Here is an 18,939-nt window from a genome sequence, read left to right on the forward strand (position 1 = left end):
TCCCTGTCGCGTCGGCTCAGCTCCGGCGCATCAAACAGGCTGAGTGCGACACCGGTCAGGGTAAAGACCAGCAGATATAACAGGATGAGCGCGACAAGCAGAGCACGGTGACTGCGCATCCCGCTTATTCCCATGTGGCTCAGAAGGTGTAGCTGAGGGCCAGCGTGACCCCGGCACCGTCATGCCGTGCGACAAGGGGACTGTCGGAGGCAGATTTATCGAGCCAGCTGTAGTCACCCGTGACGCTGGCTGCCCAGGCAGGGGTTAGCTGATGACTCCAGGTCAGGCTGGCGTCCGTTCCGTAGAATCCCCCTGAAGCGTTATACCGTGCAAACCCGCTGCGCGCACTCTGCTGGCTGTTCACGCCGTACCAGGTGTTCATGTAGCGTCCATCATCGAACAGACCGGCCACCTGCAGCGCAACGGTATCGTCCGCGGTCTGCCAGGGGATCAGGGTGACGGACGTCCGGTACTGCACGCCCTGACTGTCACTCAATGGCAGCGTCGCTTTGCCCTCCAGCACCAGCCACGGCGTCACAGACCAGCCCAGCGCCAGCGCGGTATTGACCGTCGCGTCGATATTTCCCATTCCCCGCAGCCGGTCATCCCCGTCACGCCAGGAGGAGTTCCGGTCTGAGCGGCCCAGCCCGTAGCCCAGCGTATGCTCAAGGTAAAGTCCGTTATCCGCCTGCAGGTCATAGCCGATACCTTTTTGCGAATCGAGAAAAAACGCTCCGTCGCGCGCCTGAATCACCGGCATCACCTGCCAGTGATTCCTCTTTGCGCCGCTGTAGCGCGGTGCGTTAATGCCCGCAATGCCCAGCGTCATGCTGGGAGGCGGCGTGGGACTCTCTTCGGCCATCGCGGCGGCGGCACTGAAACCCAGCGACAAACAGACCATGTGAAGCGTTATTTTTCCGGTTATCATCACGTTTCCTCATTATCACATCCGGTGCGGAGCTGGGGAGTCAGTACCGCGTCACCGGAGGTGAGTATGCGAGGCGCGTATCAATGAACGGCCAGGGATTTATGAAGAAACAGTCAAGGTGGTCCGGAAATGCAGGAAAAACGTGTACTGATTATTGAAGATGACGCGGATGCAGCGGGCGTCCTTGAGGCTTATCTGAAACGTGAAAACTATGCGGTTACGATAGCCGGTGACGGACCGGGCGGGCTGGAGGCGGCCAGACGCTGGCAGCCCGATCTGATCCTGCTCGATATCATGCTGCCCGGCATGAACGGCACCGAGGTGCTGGCGGCGCTCCGGCGGCGTGACGATACCCCGGTGATCATGGTCACGGCGATGGGGGACGCGCCCGATCGCATCGGTGCGCTACGCTATGGGGCCGATGACTATGTGGTAAAACCCTATCATCCCGGTGAAGTGGTGGCGCGCGTGCAGGCCGTTCTGCGCCGCAGCCAGAGCCAGGCGCCCGCGGCCGCGGCCGGGGTCCTGCGCTGGGCTGGTTTAACGGTCGATCCCGAGGCGCTCACCGCGATCGTGGAGGGCGACAGCGCCGCCCCACACCGGCTCGATCTGACGCCCACCGAGTTTTCCCTGCTGGTCACGCTGATGCGCGCTCCGACGCGTCCCTTTACCCGCTTGTTTCTGCTGGAGCACTGCCTGCCGGAAAGTGATGCGCTGGAGCGGGTAGTCGATACCCATGTCTACAACCTGCGCCGTAAACTCGAAGCCGCTGGCATCTCTGATGTGCTGCCAGCGGTGCGCAGCGTCGGCTACCGGTTCAGACAGCCATGAAGAACGCAACCCACACCTCACTGTGGCGCTGGATCTGCATCCGGGTCCTGTTGCTGGCGATAGGCAGCGTAGTGCTGATCGCCCTCTGTATGTGGCTGCGATTTGCGGTGCAGGCGGTCTGGGTCTACCACCGGATGCCCCCCGCGCTGGTGGAGGAGTTCACCCGGCTGCGCCAGCATCCCGCCAGCGATCCGGCGCGCTTCCATCAGATTGTCGATCAATACTGGGGCATCAATTTTTCCGATCCGTCGCTGGCCTCCTCTGACTGGCTGACCGTCATCCTTCTGGTCGTGGTCACCATTCCGCTTATGGTGCTGATCGCGCTGCGCTTTGCGCGTCCGCTCTCCGCACAGTTCAGCCAGCTGGCAACGGCGGCGCGTGCGGTGTCGCAGGGGGAGTTTGGCCGCCCGGCGGCGGTCGTTGACGCGGCTCCGCAGGAGCTGGTGCGCTTTACCGAAGACTTTAATCAGATGACACAGCAGCTGGCGCGTTACGAGCGCGAGCTGCGCGCCTCTCACGTCGCGATGGCGCATGAACTGCGCTCTCCGCTGACGGCGGCGATGGGCCGTCTGCAGGGCATTCTGGATGGCGTTTTTCCGGCCGACCCTCAGCAGCTGACGATGATCATGAAGCAGCTGACACAACTGAGCCGGCTGACTGACGAACTGCATCTGCTGTCACTGGCGGATGCGGGGCAGCTTACGCTGAACCCGGAGTGCTTTAACCCCGCCGAGCTGCTGCGTGAGCGCACCGGCTGGCTGCTGCCGCAGGCAGAGCAGGCAGGCCTGACCCTCCGCGTGAAAGCCCCTGACAACCTGCTGCTCTGCGCCGATGCGTTCCGGCTGGGGCAGGTGGTGACCATCCTCTGCGAAAATGCGCTGCGCTACGCGGCGGACGGCGGTGTGCTGCTCATCTCCGCCAGCCGGGACGCCCGGGCCACGATACTGACCTTCCGCGATTACGGTCAGGGCGTGGATCCGGACTTCCTGCCACAGCTGTTTGACCGCTTTACCCGCGCCGACTCCTCACGCGCCCGCCACTCCGGCGGCAGCGGACTGGGATTGTCCATTGCCAAAGCCATTGTCGACGCGCACGGCGGGACGATCACCGCCTCGCTACCCGCCGACGGCGGCCTGCTGATTCGGATAACACTCCCGGATCGATAAATTGTTCTGACTTGACCATTTCTTGATGGTTCATGGAACGTTTCTGGACACGGGCCGGGTTCAATGAGCACAACTCATTACAGGAACCCGGCTATGACAGACTTCTTATCTGATGCTGCCCGCCAGATGTGGCGTCACCTCTTCTCTGTTCACCTCGTGGTGCCGTTCGTCTTTGTGCTGTCCGGGGTGCTGATCATGACCGGCTGCCGCGATAACAGTGCGGCCCCGCCGCCAGCTCCGCCCCGTCCGGTAAAAACCGTGACCGCGCCGCCGCCCGGCGGTGCGGCCTCTCTGCGGCTGACCGGTGAAATCCAGGCGCATGACGAAGTCACCCTGGCCTTCCGGCTCGACGGGCGGGTCGTCAGCCGCACGGCTGAACTGGGCGATCGGGTCAGTGCCGGGCAACCGCTGGCGGCGCTGGAAAACGATCAGACGCGTAACCAGCTGAGCAGCGCCCGGGCCGATCTCGACAGCGCCAGGGCTGCGGAGCGGGTCGCCGCGCTGAATCTGCATCGGATGCGGTTGCTGATGCCCGGCGGTGCTATCGCCCGCAGCCAGCTGGACAGTGCCCAGGCGGACTGGCAGAGCGCGCAGTCCCGCCGTCTCAGTAGCGAAGCGGCGCTGAAAAATGCTCAGGATAGCCTCAGCTGGACCCGGCTGACGGCCCCTGCTGCGGGCCGGATCACCGCTATCACGGTTCAGCCGGGTCAGGTGGTCAGCGCCGGACAAAGCGTGATGACGCTGGCCGCGGGGGATGCTCGCGATGCGGTGTTTGATCTGACCACGACCGAGCGGCTGCAGATCGCTGATCGCACACCGCTGAAGGTGACGCTGCTTGCCGACCCCGGCACCGAGGCCAGCGGCACGGTCCGTGACATCAGTCCGCAGGCTGACCCGCAGACCCGCACCTGGCGGCTCCGTGTCACGCTGAATCAGCCGCCCGAGGCGATGGCGCCCGGTGCCACCGTTATGGTTACCCTGCCCGACTCGCAACCGCCGGTCATCGCCCTGCCCGCCAGCGCCCTGACGCGCTTAGCCGATCAGCCGGCGCTGCTGGTTGTGGATGCGGCTTCCCGTCTGCAGCTTCGCCCGGTGGTGCTGGCCCGCTTTGACGCTCAGCAGATCTTCGTCGCATCCGGTATTCAGCCGGGCGAGCGCATCGTTACCGCCGGCGTCGCCACCCTGCAGCCTGGCGAAAAAGTGTTGCCTGCGCAGGAGGAACCATGAAAAAACCGGCTGGCTTTAACCTCTCTGGCTGGGCGCTGGCGCATCAGCAGCTGGTGGTCTTTTTCATGCTGCTGGTGATGGCCGCGGGCGTGATGAGCTATGAACATCTGTCACGCAATGAAGATCCGGCGTTTACCATCAAAACCGCGGTGGTCTCTGCCCAGTGGCCGGGCGCCGACGTTAATACCATGGTGCAGCTGGTGACAGACGTGCTGGAGCAGAAGGTGCAGGAACTTCCCTCTCTCGATACGGTGGAGAGTGAGACCCGCGCCGGGCAGACGGTCATTTATGTCAATCTGCGTGACGATACGCCGCCGTCTCAGGTCGCGGGCATCTGGTATCAGCTGCGCAAAAAGATGCAGGATGTGAGCACCTCTCTGCCGCAGGGCGTGCAGGGTCCGGCGGTGAACGACGAGTTTGATGACACCTTCGGCACGATTTATGGCTTCACGGCGGAGGGCTTTAGTGCCCGTGAGCTGCGCGACCGCGTCGATAACCTGCGGCGTGCTCTGGCGACCCTGCCCGACATCGGCAAAACCCGGCTGCTGGGGGTGCAGGAGCAACAGGTGGTTATCGCCTTTTCTCCGCAAAAGCTCAATGGCATGGGTCTCGATTTGCAGCAGGTCAGCGACGCCATCAACGCGCAGAACGAGGTCGTTCCGGCGGGCAGCCTGCGCACCGACCGCGAGAATATTGCGCTGCGGGTCAGCGGCACCCTGACCTCCGTCGACAGCCTGCAGGCGATGACACTGCATATCGGCGATCGCTTTATCCCGCTGACCGATCTCGCGACGATCAGCCTGCAACCCGCCGAACCGCCCGCCCCGACGTTCCGGGTCAATGGCGTGCCCGCTATCGGGCTGGCCGTCTCCATGGCCGCCAGCGGCAACCTGCTCGACTTTGGTCAGCAGCTGAATCAGCGCATGCAGACGCTGGCTGGTCAGTTACCACACGGCATCACCATGACCCGCGTTGCCGATCAGTCTGCGGTGGTAAAAACGGCGGTCAGCGATTTTGTGCGAATCCTGGGCGAAGCCGTGGTGATTGTGTTAGCCGTGTCGTTTATCTCGCTGGGGCTGCGCGCCGGACTGGTGGTGGCGGCGGCGATCCCGCTGGTGCTGGCGATGACCTTTACCGGTATGTTGCTGGCCGGTATCGGGCTGCAGCGCATCTCGCTGGGTGCGCTGATTATCGCACTGGGGCTGCTGGTGGATGACGCCATGATCACCGTCGAGGCGATGGTGGCCCGGCTGGAAGCGGGTGACAGTAAGTGGCAGGCCGCCACCTGGGCGTTTAAAACCACCGCCTTTCCGATGCTGACCGGCACGCTGGTCATGATCGCCGGGTTCATTCCGGTTGGGTTCGCCGCCTCCAGCGCCGGCGAGTACTGCTACTCGCTGTTTGTGGTGATCGCGCTGGCGCTGCTCTGCTCGTGGGTCGTCGCGGTGATCTTCTCTCCGCTTACCGGCTGCTGGCTGCTGTCGGCAAAACTGAATCATGCCGACCCGCGACCGGGCGTGCTGATGCGCGGCTATCACTGGCTGCTGGAAGTGATTCTGCGTCATCGGGGCGTGACGGTCAGCGCGGCGCTGGGGGTGCTGCTGGTCAGCCTGTACGCCACCACGTTTATGCAGGGTGAATTTTTCCCGGCGTCCGACCGCCCCGAACTGCTGGTCAGCCTCACGCTTCCCGCCAGTGCGACGCAGGCTGAAACCACGCGCCGGACCGCACAGCTGGAAGAGGTGCTGCGCCATGACCGCGATGTCGCCAGCTTCAGCAGCTACGCAGGGTCGGGCGCCATCCGTTTCTATCTGCCGATGGATGTGCTGCTGGAGAATGAAAACATCGCGCAGCTGGTGGTGGTCGCCAGAAACCTGTCGGTGCGCGACCGGCTGCAGCGCAGGCTGGAGAGCAGGCTCGGTGAGAACTTCAGTGATATCACCACACGGGTCTCGCCGCTGGAGCTGGGACCACCGGTTGGCTGGCCGCTGAAATATCGCCTTACCGGACCGGATTATGGTCATGTCCGGCTGGCGGCGTCCCGGCTGGCGGCGCTGATTGCCCGCTCACCGCTGACCCGCGAGGTCAATCTGACTGCCGGAGAACCGGAGCGCGTCATGACGCTGGCCGTCAATCAGACTGAAGCCCGCGCGGCCGGACTCTCCTCCGGGACGATAGCCCGTGCCCTGAATACGCTGATGTCCGGCAGCGTGGTGACGACACTGCGCGACCGCAACCGGCTGATTGATGTGGTGTTACGCGGCAATGACGCCGAGCGGCAGGATACGGCGACGCTGGCGGGTTTGATGATCACTAATGCCAGCGGTCAGAAGATCCCGCTGCGCCAGGTGGCGACCCTGAAGTGGGGCGTGGATGACCCGGTGATCTGGCGGCGTCAGCGGCTGCCCTACATCACGGTGCAGACGGATATCGCTCCCGGCCAGCGGGCGGAAGCGGTCTCTCAACAGCTGGCACCGGCTATCGCCGCCCTGCGTGCTTCCCTGCCTGCCGGGTACACGATTGAGGAAGCGGGCACGGTAGCGGAGTCGGACAAGGGCAACAGTTCGGTCTTTGCCCTGCTGCCGATGACGCTCTGCGCCATGCTGGTCCTGCTGATGATTCAGCTGCAACGCTTTTCCGGCATGCTGCTCGCGCTGAGCATGGCCCCCTTCGGCCTGCCCGGCATCGTTTCCGCCATGCTGCCGACCGGCACCCCGCTGGGCTTTGTGGCGCTGCTGGGGATTATTGCACTGGCAGGTATCATCATCCGCAATGCGGTGATCATGATCAGTGAAGTGGATGCGAATGCCCGCGCCGGGCTGGCCGCGGGTGAGGCCATCCGCCAGGCGGCGCATCACCGCGCGCGGCCTATCCTGCTGACCGCCTGCGCCGCGATCCTCGGCATGATCCCCATCGCCCATCAGGTTTTCTGGGGACCGATGGCGCTGGCGATTATCGGGGGGCTGGTCAGCGGAACGCTGGTGACGCTCACCGTGCTGCCCGCCGCGCTAAGCCTGTTGATGCAGCGCCGGTCGCGCTGAAACGGTGTCAGGCGATCGCGCGGGATCGCCTGGCATGCTCAGTTCATCACCTCCACCAGAATCAGCGGGCACTTTCTGACTTTACAGGCCTGGGTATAGGCCAGCGAACAGACCGAACAGAGGTCGCGCACGTCAGACTGGTACTCATACTCCATGAAATAGCGGAACTGGCCACCCGCCGAATCTGTTCTCCAGAATCGCTGCGGCTCCAGAATTTCATCCAGTTGCCTGAATGTCAGGGCTGACGGGTTATGAAACCCGACTCTTACGCGGTATGTAGTCATGCACCGATTATTAATATCCCGCCCACCGCTCGCCAGCTGGTTATTGTTTTCAGTTCAATAGCTGGCGCTTATCAACCCACTTCGCCTGAAGCCGACTGTTCCGCCAGCAGCGACAGCAGGTGCAGCACCGCTTTCGAGGGGTGATGCCGCCGCCAGGCAAACGCCACGTCGGTGAACAGCGTGTTGTTTTCGATATCGCTGAAGCTGACGTCCGGGTTATCAACGCAGCGCATCGACTCCGGCACCAGCGCAATCCCGCACCCTGCCGCCACCATACCGAGTGACGTGGTGATCTGCGGCGCCTGCTGGAAGGTATGACGCGAAAACCCCGCCCGCAGACAGGCGGTGACAATCAGCTCATACAGGCTGGGCGAAACGTCACGCGGGAAAATTACCAGGGTTTCACTGGCCAGGGCCGATAAGGGCAGAACGGGTGTGCCGCTGAGAGGGTGGCAGCGCGGCAGCGCAATCAGCATCTTTTCGGTGGAGATGACGCGCAGATTAAACGCCTTGCTGCTTTCGCACGGCAGCCGGATAAAGGCGGCATCCAGCAATCCCTCCTGCAAATCCTGCATCAGCAGGGACATGTTCTCTTCGCGCGTCAGCAGCTCCATCGCCGGATAACGCCCGGTAAAGCGGCGGATCAGGGTAAAGATATGAGGATTAAAGGCAACCGAGCTGGCAAATCCCAGAGACAGCTGGCCGCTGATCCCACGGGCGATCCCGCGCGCATTCTCCAGCGCCTGGTCGGCAAGTTGCACAATCTGCACGGCATCCGCCAGAAAAGCCTCGCCGGCCTCGGTGAGTTCCACCCCACGCGTCAGCCGCTTCAGCAGGGGCGTGCCAATCTCCTGCTCCAGCCGCAATATCTGCTGGCTCAGCGGTGGCTGCGATATCCCCAGCATTTCGGCGGCGCGGGTGAAGTGAAGCGTCTCGGCAACGGCAACAAAATAACGCAGGTGGCGCAGTTCCATATCAAAAACGTCTCAAAGTTAACAGGTTTCGCTATTGGATCTTACGACTGAATCGGTTCACCCTTAGGTTAACACGGCTTAACGGTTAACTTACGAGGCATCAAATGAGCAATTGTGTAACTGATTGTTCCTGTGAGGATCAACTAAAACGAACTGTCTTAACGCTTTCCCAGGATGCACCAGAAAGTGTTATCTATCAGACCTCTTTAATGAGTGCGCTACTGAGCGGCGTTTACGACGGGAACACGCGGATTGCCGATCTTCTGCGCAAAGGCGATTTTGGCCTGGGCACCTTTAACCGGCTGGATGGCGAGCTGATCGCCTTTGACAGTCAGGTTTACCAGCTGCACGCCGATGGCAGCGCCCATCCGGCCGATCCAGCGCAGAAAACCCCCTTTGCTGTCATGACCTTTTTCAAACCGCAATATCTGTTTGAGTTTGACCGGCCGATGTCGCGTGAGGCCATCCATCAGGTGATCGACAGTGAAATCACCTCCGACAACCAGTTCTGCGCGCTGCGGATCAGTGGCCGTTTCAGCCGGGTCGAGACCCGCACCGTGCCCTGCCAGTGTCGCCCCTATCGCTCCATGCCGGAAGTGCTGGGCGATCAGCCCACCTTTGCGTTCCGCCAGCGTGCGGGGGAACTGATCGGCTTCCGCACCCCCCAGTACATGCAGGGGATTAACGTCGCGGGCTATCACGAACATTTTATTACCGACGATCGCGAAGGCGGTGGACACATTCTGGATTATGCGCTGGAACAGGGAACCCTGACCTTCGGTGCCATCAGCAAACTGGTCGTGGATTTGCCGCAGGACAGTGACTTTCTCAATGCCGACCTGAACCCCGCCAATCTTGACGCTGCCATCCGTGCGGTCGAAAGCTAATCAGAGGAATGACGATGAAAACTCCAACCGATACCACGCTCTGGACCTGTGGCGCTGACCTGGTGGTCGCGCAGCTTGAGGCGCAGGGCGTCCGCCACGTCTTTGGTATTCCCGGCGCCAAGATTGATAAGGTTTTTGACTCCCTGCTGGACTCCTCCATCCAGACGATTCCGGTTCGCCACGAGGCGAACGCGGCGTTCATGGCAGCAGCCGTAGGCCGCCTTACCGGCAATGCGGGAGTGGCGCTGGTCACCTCCGGACCGGGCTGTTCTAACCTGATCACCGGCATGGCTACCGCCACCAGCGAAGGGGACCCGGTGGTCGCCCTCGGCGGCCAGGTAAAACGCTCCGACAGCGCCAAACAGGTGCACCAGAGCATGGATACCGTCTCGATGTTCCGCCCGATCACCAAATATGCCGTTGAGGTCACCGATCCCTCCGCGCTCTCCGAGTGCCTGTCGAATGCGTTTCGTCACGCCGAGCATGGCCGGGGCGGTGGCGCGTTTGTCAGCCTGCCGCAGGATATTGTCGACCAGCCTGTTACCGGCAAAGCACTGAGCAGCAAAGCGCGTCCCGTCCTGGGTGCGGCACCGGACGCGATGATCGATGCCGTGAGCCAGGCTATCGCCGGGGCTAAAAATCCGGTCATCCTGCTGGGACTGATGGCGAGCCAGCACGAGAACAGCGAGGCGATCCACGATCTGCTGAGCCGCAGTCACATCCCGGTCACCAGTACCTATCAGGCCGCCGGTGCCATCCGCCAAGAGCACTTTTCACGCTTTGCCGGACGCGTCGGCTTATTTAACAACCAGGCGGGCGACCGGCTGCTGCAACAGGCTGACCTGATCATTACCATCGGTTACAGCCCGGTGGAGTATGAACCGGCCATGTGGAACAGCGGCAACGCCACCCTGATTCACATCGACGTGATCCCCGCAGAGACCGACAACCGCTACCTGCCGGACGCCGAGCTGGTGGGCGATATCGCCGCCACGCTGCGTAAACTGGCGGCGCGCATCACCGCGCCGCTGCAGCTGACGCCGGAAGCCGCCACCATCCTCGATGACCGTCAGCAGCAGCGGAAACTGCTGGCGATGCAGGGTGCCAGCCTCAATCAGTTTGCCCTGCATCCGCTGCGCATCGTGCGTGCCATGCAGGACATCATTAACAGCGACGTCAGCCTTACGGTTGACATGGGCAGCTTCCACATCTGGATCGCCCGCTATCTCTACAGCTTCCGCGCCCGCCAGATCATGATCTCCAACGGTCAGCAGACCATGGGCGTCGCCCTGCCGTGGGCAATCGGAGCCTGGCTGGTCGACCCGCAGCGCAAAGTCGTTTCGGTCTCGGGCGATGGTGGCTTCCTGCAGTCCAGCATGGAGCTGGAGACCGCTGTCCGGCTGAAAGCCAACATTCTGCACATCGTCTGGGTCGACAACGCCTACAACATGGTGGCGATGCAGGAAGAGAAAAAATATCACCGCGTCTCCGGCGTTAACTTTGGCCCGGTCGATTTCAAAGTCTATGCCGAAGCGTTTGGCGCAGCAGGCTTTGCGGTGACCAGCGCGGCAGAACTGGAGCCGACGCTGCGTAAAGCGATGGATGTTCAGGGACCTGCGGTAGTGGCTGTCCCGGTGGATTACGCCGATAACCCGCTGCTGATGGGCCAGCTGCATCTGAGCCAGCTTCTTTAATTTCATGCAAAAAGGAAATCACGATGAAAAACAGAGTGGCATTTGTAACCGGCGCAGGCCAGGGCATTGGTGAAGCGATCGCCATGCGTCTGGCGAAAGATGGACTGGCGGTCGCGGTGGCGGACTTTAATCAGGAAACCGCCCGTCAGGTGGCGGAGAAGATTACTCAGCAGGGCGGTAAAGCGATCGCGCTGAAAGTGGATGTGTCGCAGCGCGATCAGGTGATGGCGGCAGTTGAGGAGGCGCGTCGTGCGCTGGGGGGCTTCGACGTCATCGTCAACAACGCCGGTATTGCCCCCTCGACGCCGATTGCGGAGATCACCGAAGAGGTGGTCGACAAGGTTTACAACGTCAACGTCAAAGGCGTGATCTGGGGTATGCAGGCGGCGATAAAGGCTTTTGCGGCTGAAGGGCACGGCGGCAAAATTATCAACGCCTGCTCTCAGGCCGGACACGTCGGCAACCCGGAGCTGGCCGTCTACAGCTCCAGTAAATTTGCCGTGCGGGGCCTGACACAAACCGCCGCGCGCGACCTGGCCGCGGCCGGCATTACGGTCAACGCCTTCTGTCCCGGCATCGTCAGGACGCCAATGTGGGAAGCGATCGATCGGCAGATATCGGAAGCGGCCGGAAAACCGGCCGGTTACGGCACGGAAGCGTTCGCCAGACGCATTACGCTGGGACGTCTCTCTGAGCCGGAAGATGTGGCGGCCTGCGTGGCCTATCTTGCCAGCCCCGACTCCGACTACATGACCGGCCAGTCCCTGCTGATCGACGGCGGCATGGTCTTTAACTGATCCCCCTGCCTGCTGCGCCAGCGCGCAGCAGCTGTTTTTCCTCCCCGGCTTCACCCTTAAATATTTTTTATCTGAAAAGCGGTTAACCATCAGCAGGTTGCCCGCCTGGCCGCGCCCCTGCTGGTTTTTTGTCACTGTAGAGGTTAAAGCTGCTTATCACCCTGCCGATAAAACAGAGACTCCTCTCCCTGTTCGAAGCGACCATGTTAACAATCAACCATAACGAAACCGCCGCGATAGCGAACAAAACGCGGTACGGCACTGACTCTGTTCTGGGACGAACGGTTGAACGACTTTCATCAGGGATGCGGATTAACAGTGCTAAAGATGACGCGGCGGGTCAGGCCATCGCCAACCGCATGACGGCCAATGTGAATGCCGATGCGGTTGTTGCGCGCGGCCTCAATGACGCGATCAGCTACTCCCAGACGGCAGGCGGCGGCCTGGGCACCATCGCCAATCTGCTCATTCAGGCCCGCACGCTCTCCGTGCAGGCGGCGAACGGCACGCTCTCTGATGCGGATCGGCAGAGCGTTAACGCCCAGTATCAGCAGATTCTGGCCGGCATTGATGAAGTGGCCGATCACACTGAGATTTTTGGCCGTTACCCGCTGGCGACCGATAAACCCGATCTTCCGCCCGCGAAGCTGGGCAACGTTGATCCCATCAACACCAAATTTCCGGTTTCGGGCAGGAATTACTCCTTCAGCTCCGGGGTGATCCCGCTGGCCTATATTCCGGCAGGCGCGACGTCGATTACCATCACCATCGACTCGCTGGGTCAGGATGATGACCTTCAGCTGTTTACCCGCGACGGTAAGCATCTGGTCGGCACGCCGCTGGAAGGCAGCGCGCCCGACTACACCTGGACCAGCAAGGGTATAACCGATGCGGCGACCGCAAAATCGCGTCTGCTGACCAGCAGTAACGGCTTTGACAGCAACGCGGCCTATGACAGCTCCTCCCTGCTGGAAGGGGGATCGAGCTGGGCGCTGGCGGGCAGTAACAGTGGCAGCTACAACGGCATGAACATCACCTACAGCGGTGACGGCGATCGCTATGAAGATGCCACCAGCGGCGATTTCAACAACGGCACCATTACCGGCAACCGGCTGGAGCGCATCACGCTGGATACCGTCAGCGAAGATCTGATTGTAGTGGTGGTCGGCAACGGTTCTTTCACCAGCAATCTGACCTGGGGGATCCTGCCTGAGCCGAAAGGGATGCCCGCCATACCGCCGCATAAGAGTCAGCCGATGGAGGTGATTACCAGTGCGGATTATGGTCAGCCGGTGCAGTCGGACTCGATTCCGGCCACGCCCTCGGACACCAAAACGCTGAAGCTGAATAACACCACGCTGCTGACCAGCGGAGACATCTCCGTCACCATGAAGGCGCTGGATTCAGCCCTGGAGAAGATCAGCAGCTACCAGTCGCTCTATGGCGCGAAGATTAACCGCTACGAGTCGAACCGGAATGTGCTGTCGCAGCAGGGTGTGGATACCGCCACCGCCCGCAGCCGTATTCAGGATGCTGACTACGCGGAAGAAGCGAGCCAGCTGGCACGCAGCCAGATTATTCAGCAGGGGCAGACCGCTGTCAGCAAAATGGCCAACAAAACGCCTGATATGATTATCCAGTTGCTGAATAATTAAAGCCTATCCGGCTGAGCGCTCGCGCTCAGCCGCTTCCCCTTGACGGCTTTTCGCCGCTGCATCAGCCCCCGTCTGGCCCGTAATTCCCTCTGATGCCCCCGTATCGTTTGATCTCAGTCACACAATCTCGTTTAACATTCGTTTAAAGATGATCCCGATCACCCTTCCCTGTTAAAGAAATGCTAAAAAATGATAACAATTTAATATCATCTTTCTGCTCAGGGTTAATTAAAACAACAGGTTAATCGTTACCACGCTAAGCAATTTCCTGAATTTTCCTGACTGAACGCCACCTTTTCATTACTTTTACGCCATTGTGAGGGCTGTTATTTTGCTGACGATACTGGGTTTTTCCATGGTTGTTTGCTTCATGTATCTCATCATGACCAAACGCATGTCAGCCTTAATTGCGCTGATCCTGATACCAACCATTTTTGCGCTGATTGGCGGTTTTTATGCGGGACTGGGCGAAATGATGCTGGATGGCGTCAAAAAGCTGGCCCCCACCGGTGTCATGCTGACCTTCTCGATTCTCTATTTTGGTCTGATGATCGACGCCGGCCTGTTTGACCCGCTGGTGCGTTTTATTCTCCGGCTGGTGCGCGGCGATCCGCTTAAAGTGCTGGTCGGCACCGCCGTACTGACGCTGCTGGTTTCACTGGATGGTGACAGCTCCACCACCTACATGATCGCCATCGCGGCTTTCCTGCCCCTCTATCACCGGCTGGGGATGAACGTGCTGATGATGACGTGTCTGGTCAACCTCGCCAGCGGCATCATGAACCTCTCGCCCTGGGGTGGCCCGACCGCCCGCGCCGCCGCCGCCCTGCGCATTGACGCTCTCGACATCTTTATCCCGATGCTGCCCGCCATGCTGCTGGCCTGCGTCAGCCTGGTCGCGATGGCTATGCTGTTTGGCCTGCGTGAGCGCAAGCGTTTAGGCGTCATGACGCTGAAAGATCACCATCTCGACAACATTGAGCTGGGGCTGGGCGATGCCGATGAGTGCGCCGCCAACCGCCGTCCTAAGATGTTCTGGCCCAACTTCATCCTGACCACCGTGCTGCTGGTGCTGCTGGTGGTCGGGTTAATGCCGATTCAGATCCTGTTTATGCTGGCGTTTGCGATTGCCGTGATGCTCAACTATCCAAGCCTGGAGGAGCAGAAAGCGCGCATCAGCTCTCATGCCGGTAACGTGCTGGCTGTGACCGCGCTGATTTTTGCCGCCGGTATCTTCACCGGTATTCTCTCCGGCACCGGCATGGTGGATGCCATGGCGAAGAGCCTGCTGGCGGTGATCCCGCACAGCTTCGGACCTTATCTGGCCGTCTTCACCGCGCTGGTCAGTCTGCCGTTCACCTTCTTTATGTCGAATGATGCCTTTTACTTCGGCATTCTGCCGGTCATCGCACAGACGGCGGCCAGCTACGGCATTACCGCAGAGGAGATCGCCCGCGCCTCTATCGTCGGTCAGCCTTTCCATCTGCTGAGTCCGCTGGTGCCGTCAGTCTATCTGCTGGTGGGTCTGGCAAAAGTCGATATCGGCGACCACCAGCGCTTTGCGATTAAATGGGGGATTCTGGTCAGTCTGGTGCTGATGGCGGGCGGTCTGCTCACCGGCGCTTTCCCGTTCTTCCATCGTTAACTCTGCTTTCTGGCGGATAACCGGCAAATTTGCCCGGTTATCCGCTTCACCGCTCCGCCTACTGTTACAACCCTCTCTACACTCTAAAGCCAGGCTGATCTGCTGCGTGCCGGAGACGAGCCGAAGCACCTCAGCCATTCTGCCGATGATTGCAATGGAGGCCCGATGAAAATTCACCACCTGAACTGTGGCTGTATGTGCCCGCTGGGCGGGGCATTTTATGATGGATTCAGCAAAGGCATCAAAGCGCATCTGGTCTGTCACTGCCTGCTGATTGAGACGGACCGCGACGGGCTGGTGCTGGTCGACACCGGCTTTGGCCGCCAGGATATCCACGCGCCGGGCAGCCGCCTGTCCGGCTTTTTCCGCGCGCTGAACAATATTCAGCGTCGCGACGAACTGACCGCCCTGTCACAGGTCAGGGCGCTGGGCTTCCGGGCTGAGGATGTGCGGCATATTATTCTGACCCACCTCGATTTTGATCATGCGGGCGGACTGACCGATTTTCCGCAGGCGCGTATCCACCTGCTACAGCAGGAGGTGGACACGGCCCATCAACGTCATAGCTGGCTGTCGCGGGAGCGTTACCGTCCCGGACAATGGGGTGGGATCAGCCACTGGGAGACCTATCAGCCGCAGGGCGAAACGTGGTTTGGTTTTGAGGCGGTTAATCGCCTGCGGGATTTACCGCCGGAGATTCTGCTGGTGCCGCTGGCGGGCCACACGCCGGGTCATGCGGGCATCGCCATTCAGCAGCCTGATGGCTGGCTGCTGCACGGTGGCGATGCGTGGTTCTATCGGGGCGAAATGCGCCAGCAGACGCGCCACTGCACGCCTGGACTGCGTTTTTACCAGTGGATGATGGCGATGGATAACAGTGCCAGACGACACAACCAGCAACGCCTGCGGGAGCTCTCCTGTCAGCGCGGCAGCGAAATCACCTTTTTCTGCAGTCACGACGCGCGTGAGCTGGAGGCCCTGCAGGTTAATGCGCCGCGGTTCAGCCAGAGTGCCCGGCCCGATTAATCCGGATCGCCCGCTCGCTTTTGCAGCTGGGCTGACAGCCACGGAGCGGTCAGACTCTCTGATGACTGACTGACCGTCTCCGGTGAGCCGGATGAAACAATCCGGCCCCCCTTATCGCCCGAACCCGGCCCCAGATCGATCACCCAGTCCGACTCCGCCACGATACGCATATTATGTTCTGCCATGATGACCGTGTGGCCGCGTTTAACCAGCTCATCCAGCACCCGCAGCAGCTTATCCATATCCGCCGGATGCAATCCGGTCGAAGGTTCATCGAGCAGGTAGAGCGTGGCGGTGCGCTGGGCCCGCTGCAGTTCCCAGGCGAGCTTGATACGCTGACACTCTCCGCCGGAAAGTTCCGTGGCGGGCTGCCCCAGCCGGAGGTATCCCAGCCCCAGCGCCGTCAGTGCCGACAGCGAACGCTGAATCCCTTCGTTGCCGCTAAAGACCGCCGTTGCCTCGTCCACCGTGAGATCGAGCACATCCGCAATCGTCAGGTTGTTCCACCTTACCTCCAGCGTCCCGGGGTTGTAGCGGTTGCCCGCGCAGACGGAGCAGGTGGCCGTGGCGCTGGGCATGAACAGCAGCTCAATGGAGATCTGCCCCTGCCCCTCACACGCAGGACAGCGCCCGGCAGGCAGATTGAATGAGAACCGCCCGGCGTCGAAGCCTTTTGCCTTCGCTTCGGGGGTATCGGCAAACAGTCGGCGAATGATGTCGAAAAAGCCGGTATAAGTGGCCAGGTTGGAGCGTGGCGTCCGTCCGATAGGACGCTGATCGATTCTGATGAGTCGGCCGAAGGCGTCGCTTCCGCTGACCACGCGTCCCTTCACGTCGGGCACCAGATCCTCGTCCTCCCCCTCCTCGCTGTCGGACTCTTTATCCGCATGACCGAGCATTTCAGGCAGCACGCGATTCAGCAGCGTCGATTTCCCTGAGCCTGACACCCCGGTGATGGCCGTCATTCTCGCCAGCGGAAGGGCGATATCCATCCCGGCAATATTGTTGCAGTCGATCGCTTCCAGCCTGAGCCACTCTTCCGGCGACTGACGCTGGCGCAGTCCGGTGTAGCGTCGGGAGAAGAGATAGCCTGAGGTGGGCGATTCGACCTCTTTCACTCCCGCCGGGGCGCCGTTGTAGACGATCGCCCCGCCATAACCGCCCGGACCGGGTCCGATCTCTACCAGCCAGTCCGCTTCCGCGATAAGGTCAGTGTTATGTTCCACGACTATCAGCGAGTTACCTGCGCGGACCAGCCTTTTCAGGGAGGCAAGCAGCGCTTTCACATCTTCCGGATGCAGCCCGGCGGACGGCTCATCCAGCACGTAGAGCACGCCAAACAGGCGCGAAATCATCTGGGTTGCCAGACGGACGCGCTGCAGCTCGCCGGAGGAGAGCAGCGTGGTGCGACGCCCCGGCGCGAGATGTCCCAGCCCCAGCGCGTCAAGCTGCTCAAGCCGCATACAGATGTCTGCCGCCATCCGGATGACCGCCTCACGCAGCGCCGGCTCTTCAGGCAGATCGGGAGAGTCGCCACGGGCATAGGGACGAAAGCGTTCCGCCAGCGCGGAAACCGTCAGCTCGCTCAGACTGGCGATGTCATACCCGGCAAACGTCACGGAGAGCGCATCGCGGTTGAGTCGTTTACCGTGGCACTCAGAACAGGGCGTGACCGTCACAAAGCGCGCCAGCCGTTTTCTGACCGATTCGCTGCCGCCCGAATAGCTCTGCAACACGATTTTTGCGGCGCTGGTGTAAGTGCCGGTGTATCCCGGTTCCTCACCTGCCGCTATCGCCTTTTCGCGCTGCTTGGCGTTGAGACCTTCGTAGATGGGCACCGACGGCTGCTCCTCGGTCAGCAGTATCCACTGCCGGTCACGCTCAGACAGGGTGTGCCACGGCGCATCGATATCGTAGCCGAGCGTATCAAGGATGCTGCGCAGATTCTTGTTGTGCCAGCCCCTGGGCCAGGCGGCGATAGCCCCCTGCCGGATGCTCAGTGAGCTATCCGGCACCAGCGCCTCAGTTCTGACAGTGTGAACCTTTCCCAGCCCCTGACAGTGGGGACAGGCACCCTTTGGGTTGTTCGGTGAAAAATAGTCGGCCGTCATAAAAGGAACACCGTCCGGTCTGGCGCCCGCACGGGAATAGAGCAGACGCAGCGTGACGGCGATCCGTGTAAGGCTGCCGACCGTCGATCGCTCCTGCGCGCCCGCCCGGCTCTGCTGCAGGGCCACCGCAGGCGGAAGTCCGTCAATGTTATCGACATCCGGCGCCGCAGCCTGATCGATCAGACGGCGGGCGTGAGGTGAAACCGACTCGATAAACCGGCGCTGCGCTTCCGCATAGATCGTATCAAAGGCGAGGGACGATTTACCGGAGCCGGAAACCCCGGTGAACACCACCATAGCGTTACGGGGAAAACGCAGCGACACCTCTTTAAGGTTATGGGTACGCGCGCCCTGCACGGAGATACAGGGATCGATCTCCCCCTCTTCAGCGCGGTATGTTTCGGTAAAGCGGTGTTCTGTCATGATGTCCCTGCCTGGTGAAATGCGGCCGACTGATGATCGCCTGCGATGAATGGCCGAAAACTGCAGCGGCTAATCTGGCGGACGCACTGGCCCGCTTCTGAAAAACAACAGCAAGGGTAGTCAGGGAACCGGGATTTAACAATTTATGGAGTGGAGTAACGCCTTGAATCGGCAAGGGGGGCCGGAGGTACATGACCTTCTGTAGTCAGCCGGGAAAGGGGCAGAGACGCCCCCCTTCCGGCCCTCACAG

14 protein-coding genes are annotated in these 18,939 nt (G+C 61.1%); 10 read left to right on the forward strand and 4 right to left on the reverse strand.

The window, feature by feature from the left end; translation table 11 throughout:
• Positions 1-139: 139 nt before the first annotated feature.
• The gene (locus tag HFD97_RS18470; RefSeq protein ID WP_167432345.1) at positions 140-928 is read right to left on the reverse strand and encodes a MipA/OmpV family protein; all 789 of its coding nucleotides are present in this window, start codon (positions 926-928) and stop codon (positions 140-142) included.
• 129 nt (positions 929-1,057) lie between these two features.
• On the opposite strand from HFD97_RS18470, the gene HFD97_RS18475 reads away from it, so the two are divergent.
• The 4 genes from HFD97_RS18475 (at position 1,058) to HFD97_RS18490 (ending at position 7,193) form a co-directional block, all read left to right on the forward strand.
• The gene (locus HFD97_RS18475; RefSeq protein ID WP_150030274.1) at positions 1,058-1,759 is read left to right on the forward strand and encodes a response regulator; all 702 of its coding nucleotides are present in this window, start codon (positions 1,058-1,060) and stop codon (positions 1,757-1,759) included.
• Complete coding sequence (locus HFD97_RS18480) at positions 1,756-2,925, forward strand: cell wall metabolism sensor histidine kinase WalK (protein WP_150030273.1); 1,170 nt, start codon at positions 1,756-1,758, stop codon at positions 2,923-2,925. The genes HFD97_RS18475 and HFD97_RS18480 overlap by 4 nt, the downstream gene beginning before the upstream one ends.
• Positions 2,926-3,018: 93 nt before the next feature.
• Positions 3,019-4,152 (forward strand): efflux RND transporter periplasmic adaptor subunit, encoded by a 1,134-nt coding sequence (locus HFD97_RS18485; protein ID WP_167432344.1) that lies wholly within the window; start codon positions 3,019-3,021, stop codon positions 4,150-4,152.
• Positions 4,149-7,193 (forward strand): efflux RND transporter permease subunit, encoded by a 3,045-nt coding sequence (locus HFD97_RS18490; protein ID WP_167432343.1) that lies wholly within the window; start codon positions 4,149-4,151, stop codon positions 7,191-7,193. The genes HFD97_RS18485 and HFD97_RS18490 overlap by 4 nt, the downstream gene beginning before the upstream one ends.
• A gap of 38 nt (positions 7,194-7,231) precedes the next feature.
• Here HFD97_RS18490 and HFD97_RS18495 read toward each other — a convergent pair whose 3' ends face one another.
• Both HFD97_RS18495 and HFD97_RS18500 read right to left on the reverse strand, forming a co-directional pair.
• Positions 7,232-7,477, reverse strand: a complete 246-nt coding sequence (locus HFD97_RS18495; protein ID WP_033736884.1) for a hypothetical protein — start codon at positions 7,475-7,477, stop codon at positions 7,232-7,234.
• A 71-nt stretch (positions 7,478-7,548) separates the two neighbouring features.
• Positions 7,549-8,451 (reverse strand): LysR family transcriptional regulator, encoded by a 903-nt coding sequence (locus HFD97_RS18500; RefSeq protein ID WP_167432342.1) that lies wholly within the window; start codon positions 8,449-8,451, stop codon positions 7,549-7,551.
• 104 nt (positions 8,452-8,555) lie between these two features.
• Between HFD97_RS18500 and budA the strand changes: the two genes are divergently transcribed.
• The 6 genes from budA (at position 8,556) to HFD97_RS18530 (ending at position 16,155) form a co-directional block, all read left to right on the forward strand.
• Positions 8,556-9,338 (forward strand): acetolactate decarboxylase, encoded by a 783-nt coding sequence (gene budA / locus HFD97_RS18505; protein WP_009093211.1) that lies wholly within the window; start codon positions 8,556-8,558, stop codon positions 9,336-9,338.
• Positions 9,339-9,352: 14 nt separating this feature from the next.
• Entirely contained in the window at positions 9,353-11,032 is a 1,680-nt protein-coding gene (gene alsS / locus HFD97_RS18510) for an acetolactate synthase AlsS (RefSeq protein ID WP_167432341.1), read from the forward strand.
• A 23-nt stretch (positions 11,033-11,055) separates the two neighbouring features.
• On the forward strand, positions 11,056-11,829 hold the full coding sequence (locus tag HFD97_RS18515) for a (S)-acetoin forming diacetyl reductase (RefSeq protein WP_167432340.1): 774 nt from the start codon (positions 11,056-11,058) through the stop codon (positions 11,827-11,829).
• Between the two features lie 203 nt (positions 11,830-12,032).
• Positions 12,033-13,484, forward strand: a complete 1,452-nt coding sequence (locus HFD97_RS18520) for a flagellin (protein ID WP_167432339.1) — start codon at positions 12,033-12,035, stop codon at positions 13,482-13,484.
• Between the two features lie 331 nt (positions 13,485-13,815).
• Entirely contained in the window at positions 13,816-15,129 is a 1,314-nt protein-coding gene (locus HFD97_RS18525) for a CitMHS family transporter (RefSeq protein WP_009093217.1), read from the forward strand.
• A 165-nt stretch (positions 15,130-15,294) separates the two neighbouring features.
• The gene (locus HFD97_RS18530) at positions 15,295-16,155 is read left to right on the forward strand and encodes an MBL fold metallo-hydrolase (protein WP_167432338.1); all 861 of its coding nucleotides are present in this window, start codon (positions 15,295-15,297) and stop codon (positions 16,153-16,155) included.
• Here HFD97_RS18530 and HFD97_RS18535 read toward each other — a convergent pair.
• Positions 16,152-18,689 (reverse strand): excinuclease ABC subunit UvrA, encoded by a 2,538-nt coding sequence (locus HFD97_RS18535; protein ID WP_167432337.1) that lies wholly within the window; start codon positions 18,687-18,689, stop codon positions 16,152-16,154. The two genes, HFD97_RS18530 and HFD97_RS18535, sit on opposite strands and share 4 nt — an antisense overlap.
• Between the last annotated feature and the right edge of the window lie 250 nt (positions 18,690-18,939).

Origin of the sequence: Pantoea sp. EKM103V, from assembly GCF_011800365.1 — a bacterium.
Lineage (GTDB): Bacteria > Pseudomonadota > Gammaproteobacteria > Enterobacterales > Enterobacteriaceae > Pantoea > Pantoea anthophila.

Excerpts from the sequence above, each read along its gene's own strand:
- HFD97_RS18530 (WP_167432338.1), top strand. The coding sequence starts at position 15,295 with ATGAAAATTCACCACCTGAACTGTGGCTGTATGTGCCCGCTGGGCGGG.
- HFD97_RS18515 (WP_167432340.1), top strand. The coding sequence starts at position 11,056 with ATGAAAAACAGAGTGGCATTTGTAACCGGCGCAGGCCAGGGCATTGGT.
- HFD97_RS18480 (WP_150030273.1), top strand. The coding sequence starts at position 1,756 with ATGAAGAACGCAACCCACACCTCACTGTGGCGCTGGATCTGCATCCGG.
- HFD97_RS18500 (WP_167432342.1), bottom strand. The coding sequence starts at position 8,451 with ATGGAACTGCGCCACCTGCGTTATTTTGTTGCCGTTGCCGAGACGCTT.
- alsS (WP_167432341.1), top strand. The coding sequence starts at position 9,353 with ATGAAAACTCCAACCGATACCACGCTCTGGACCTGTGGCGCTGACCTG.
- HFD97_RS18490 (WP_167432343.1), top strand. The coding sequence starts at position 4,149 with ATGAAAAAACCGGCTGGCTTTAACCTCTCTGGCTGGGCGCTGGCGCAT.
- HFD97_RS18520 (WP_167432339.1), top strand. The coding sequence starts at position 12,033 with ATGTTAACAATCAACCATAACGAAACCGCCGCGATAGCGAACAAAACG.
- HFD97_RS18485 (WP_167432344.1), top strand. The coding sequence starts at position 3,019 with ATGACAGACTTCTTATCTGATGCTGCCCGCCAGATGTGGCGTCACCTC.
- budA (WP_009093211.1), top strand. The coding sequence starts at position 8,556 with ATGAGCAATTGTGTAACTGATTGTTCCTGTGAGGATCAACTAAAACGA.
- HFD97_RS18475 (WP_150030274.1), top strand. The coding sequence starts at position 1,058 with ATGCAGGAAAAACGTGTACTGATTATTGAAGATGACGCGGATGCAGCG.
- HFD97_RS18535 (WP_167432337.1), bottom strand. The coding sequence starts at position 18,689 with ATGACAGAACACCGCTTTACCGAAACATACCGCGCTGAAGAGGGGGAG.
- HFD97_RS18495 (WP_033736884.1), bottom strand. The coding sequence starts at position 7,477 with ATGACTACATACCGCGTAAGAGTCGGGTTTCATAACCCGTCAGCCCTG.
- HFD97_RS18470 (WP_167432345.1), bottom strand. The coding sequence starts at position 928 with ATGATAACCGGAAAAATAACGCTTCACATGGTCTGTTTGTCGCTGGGT.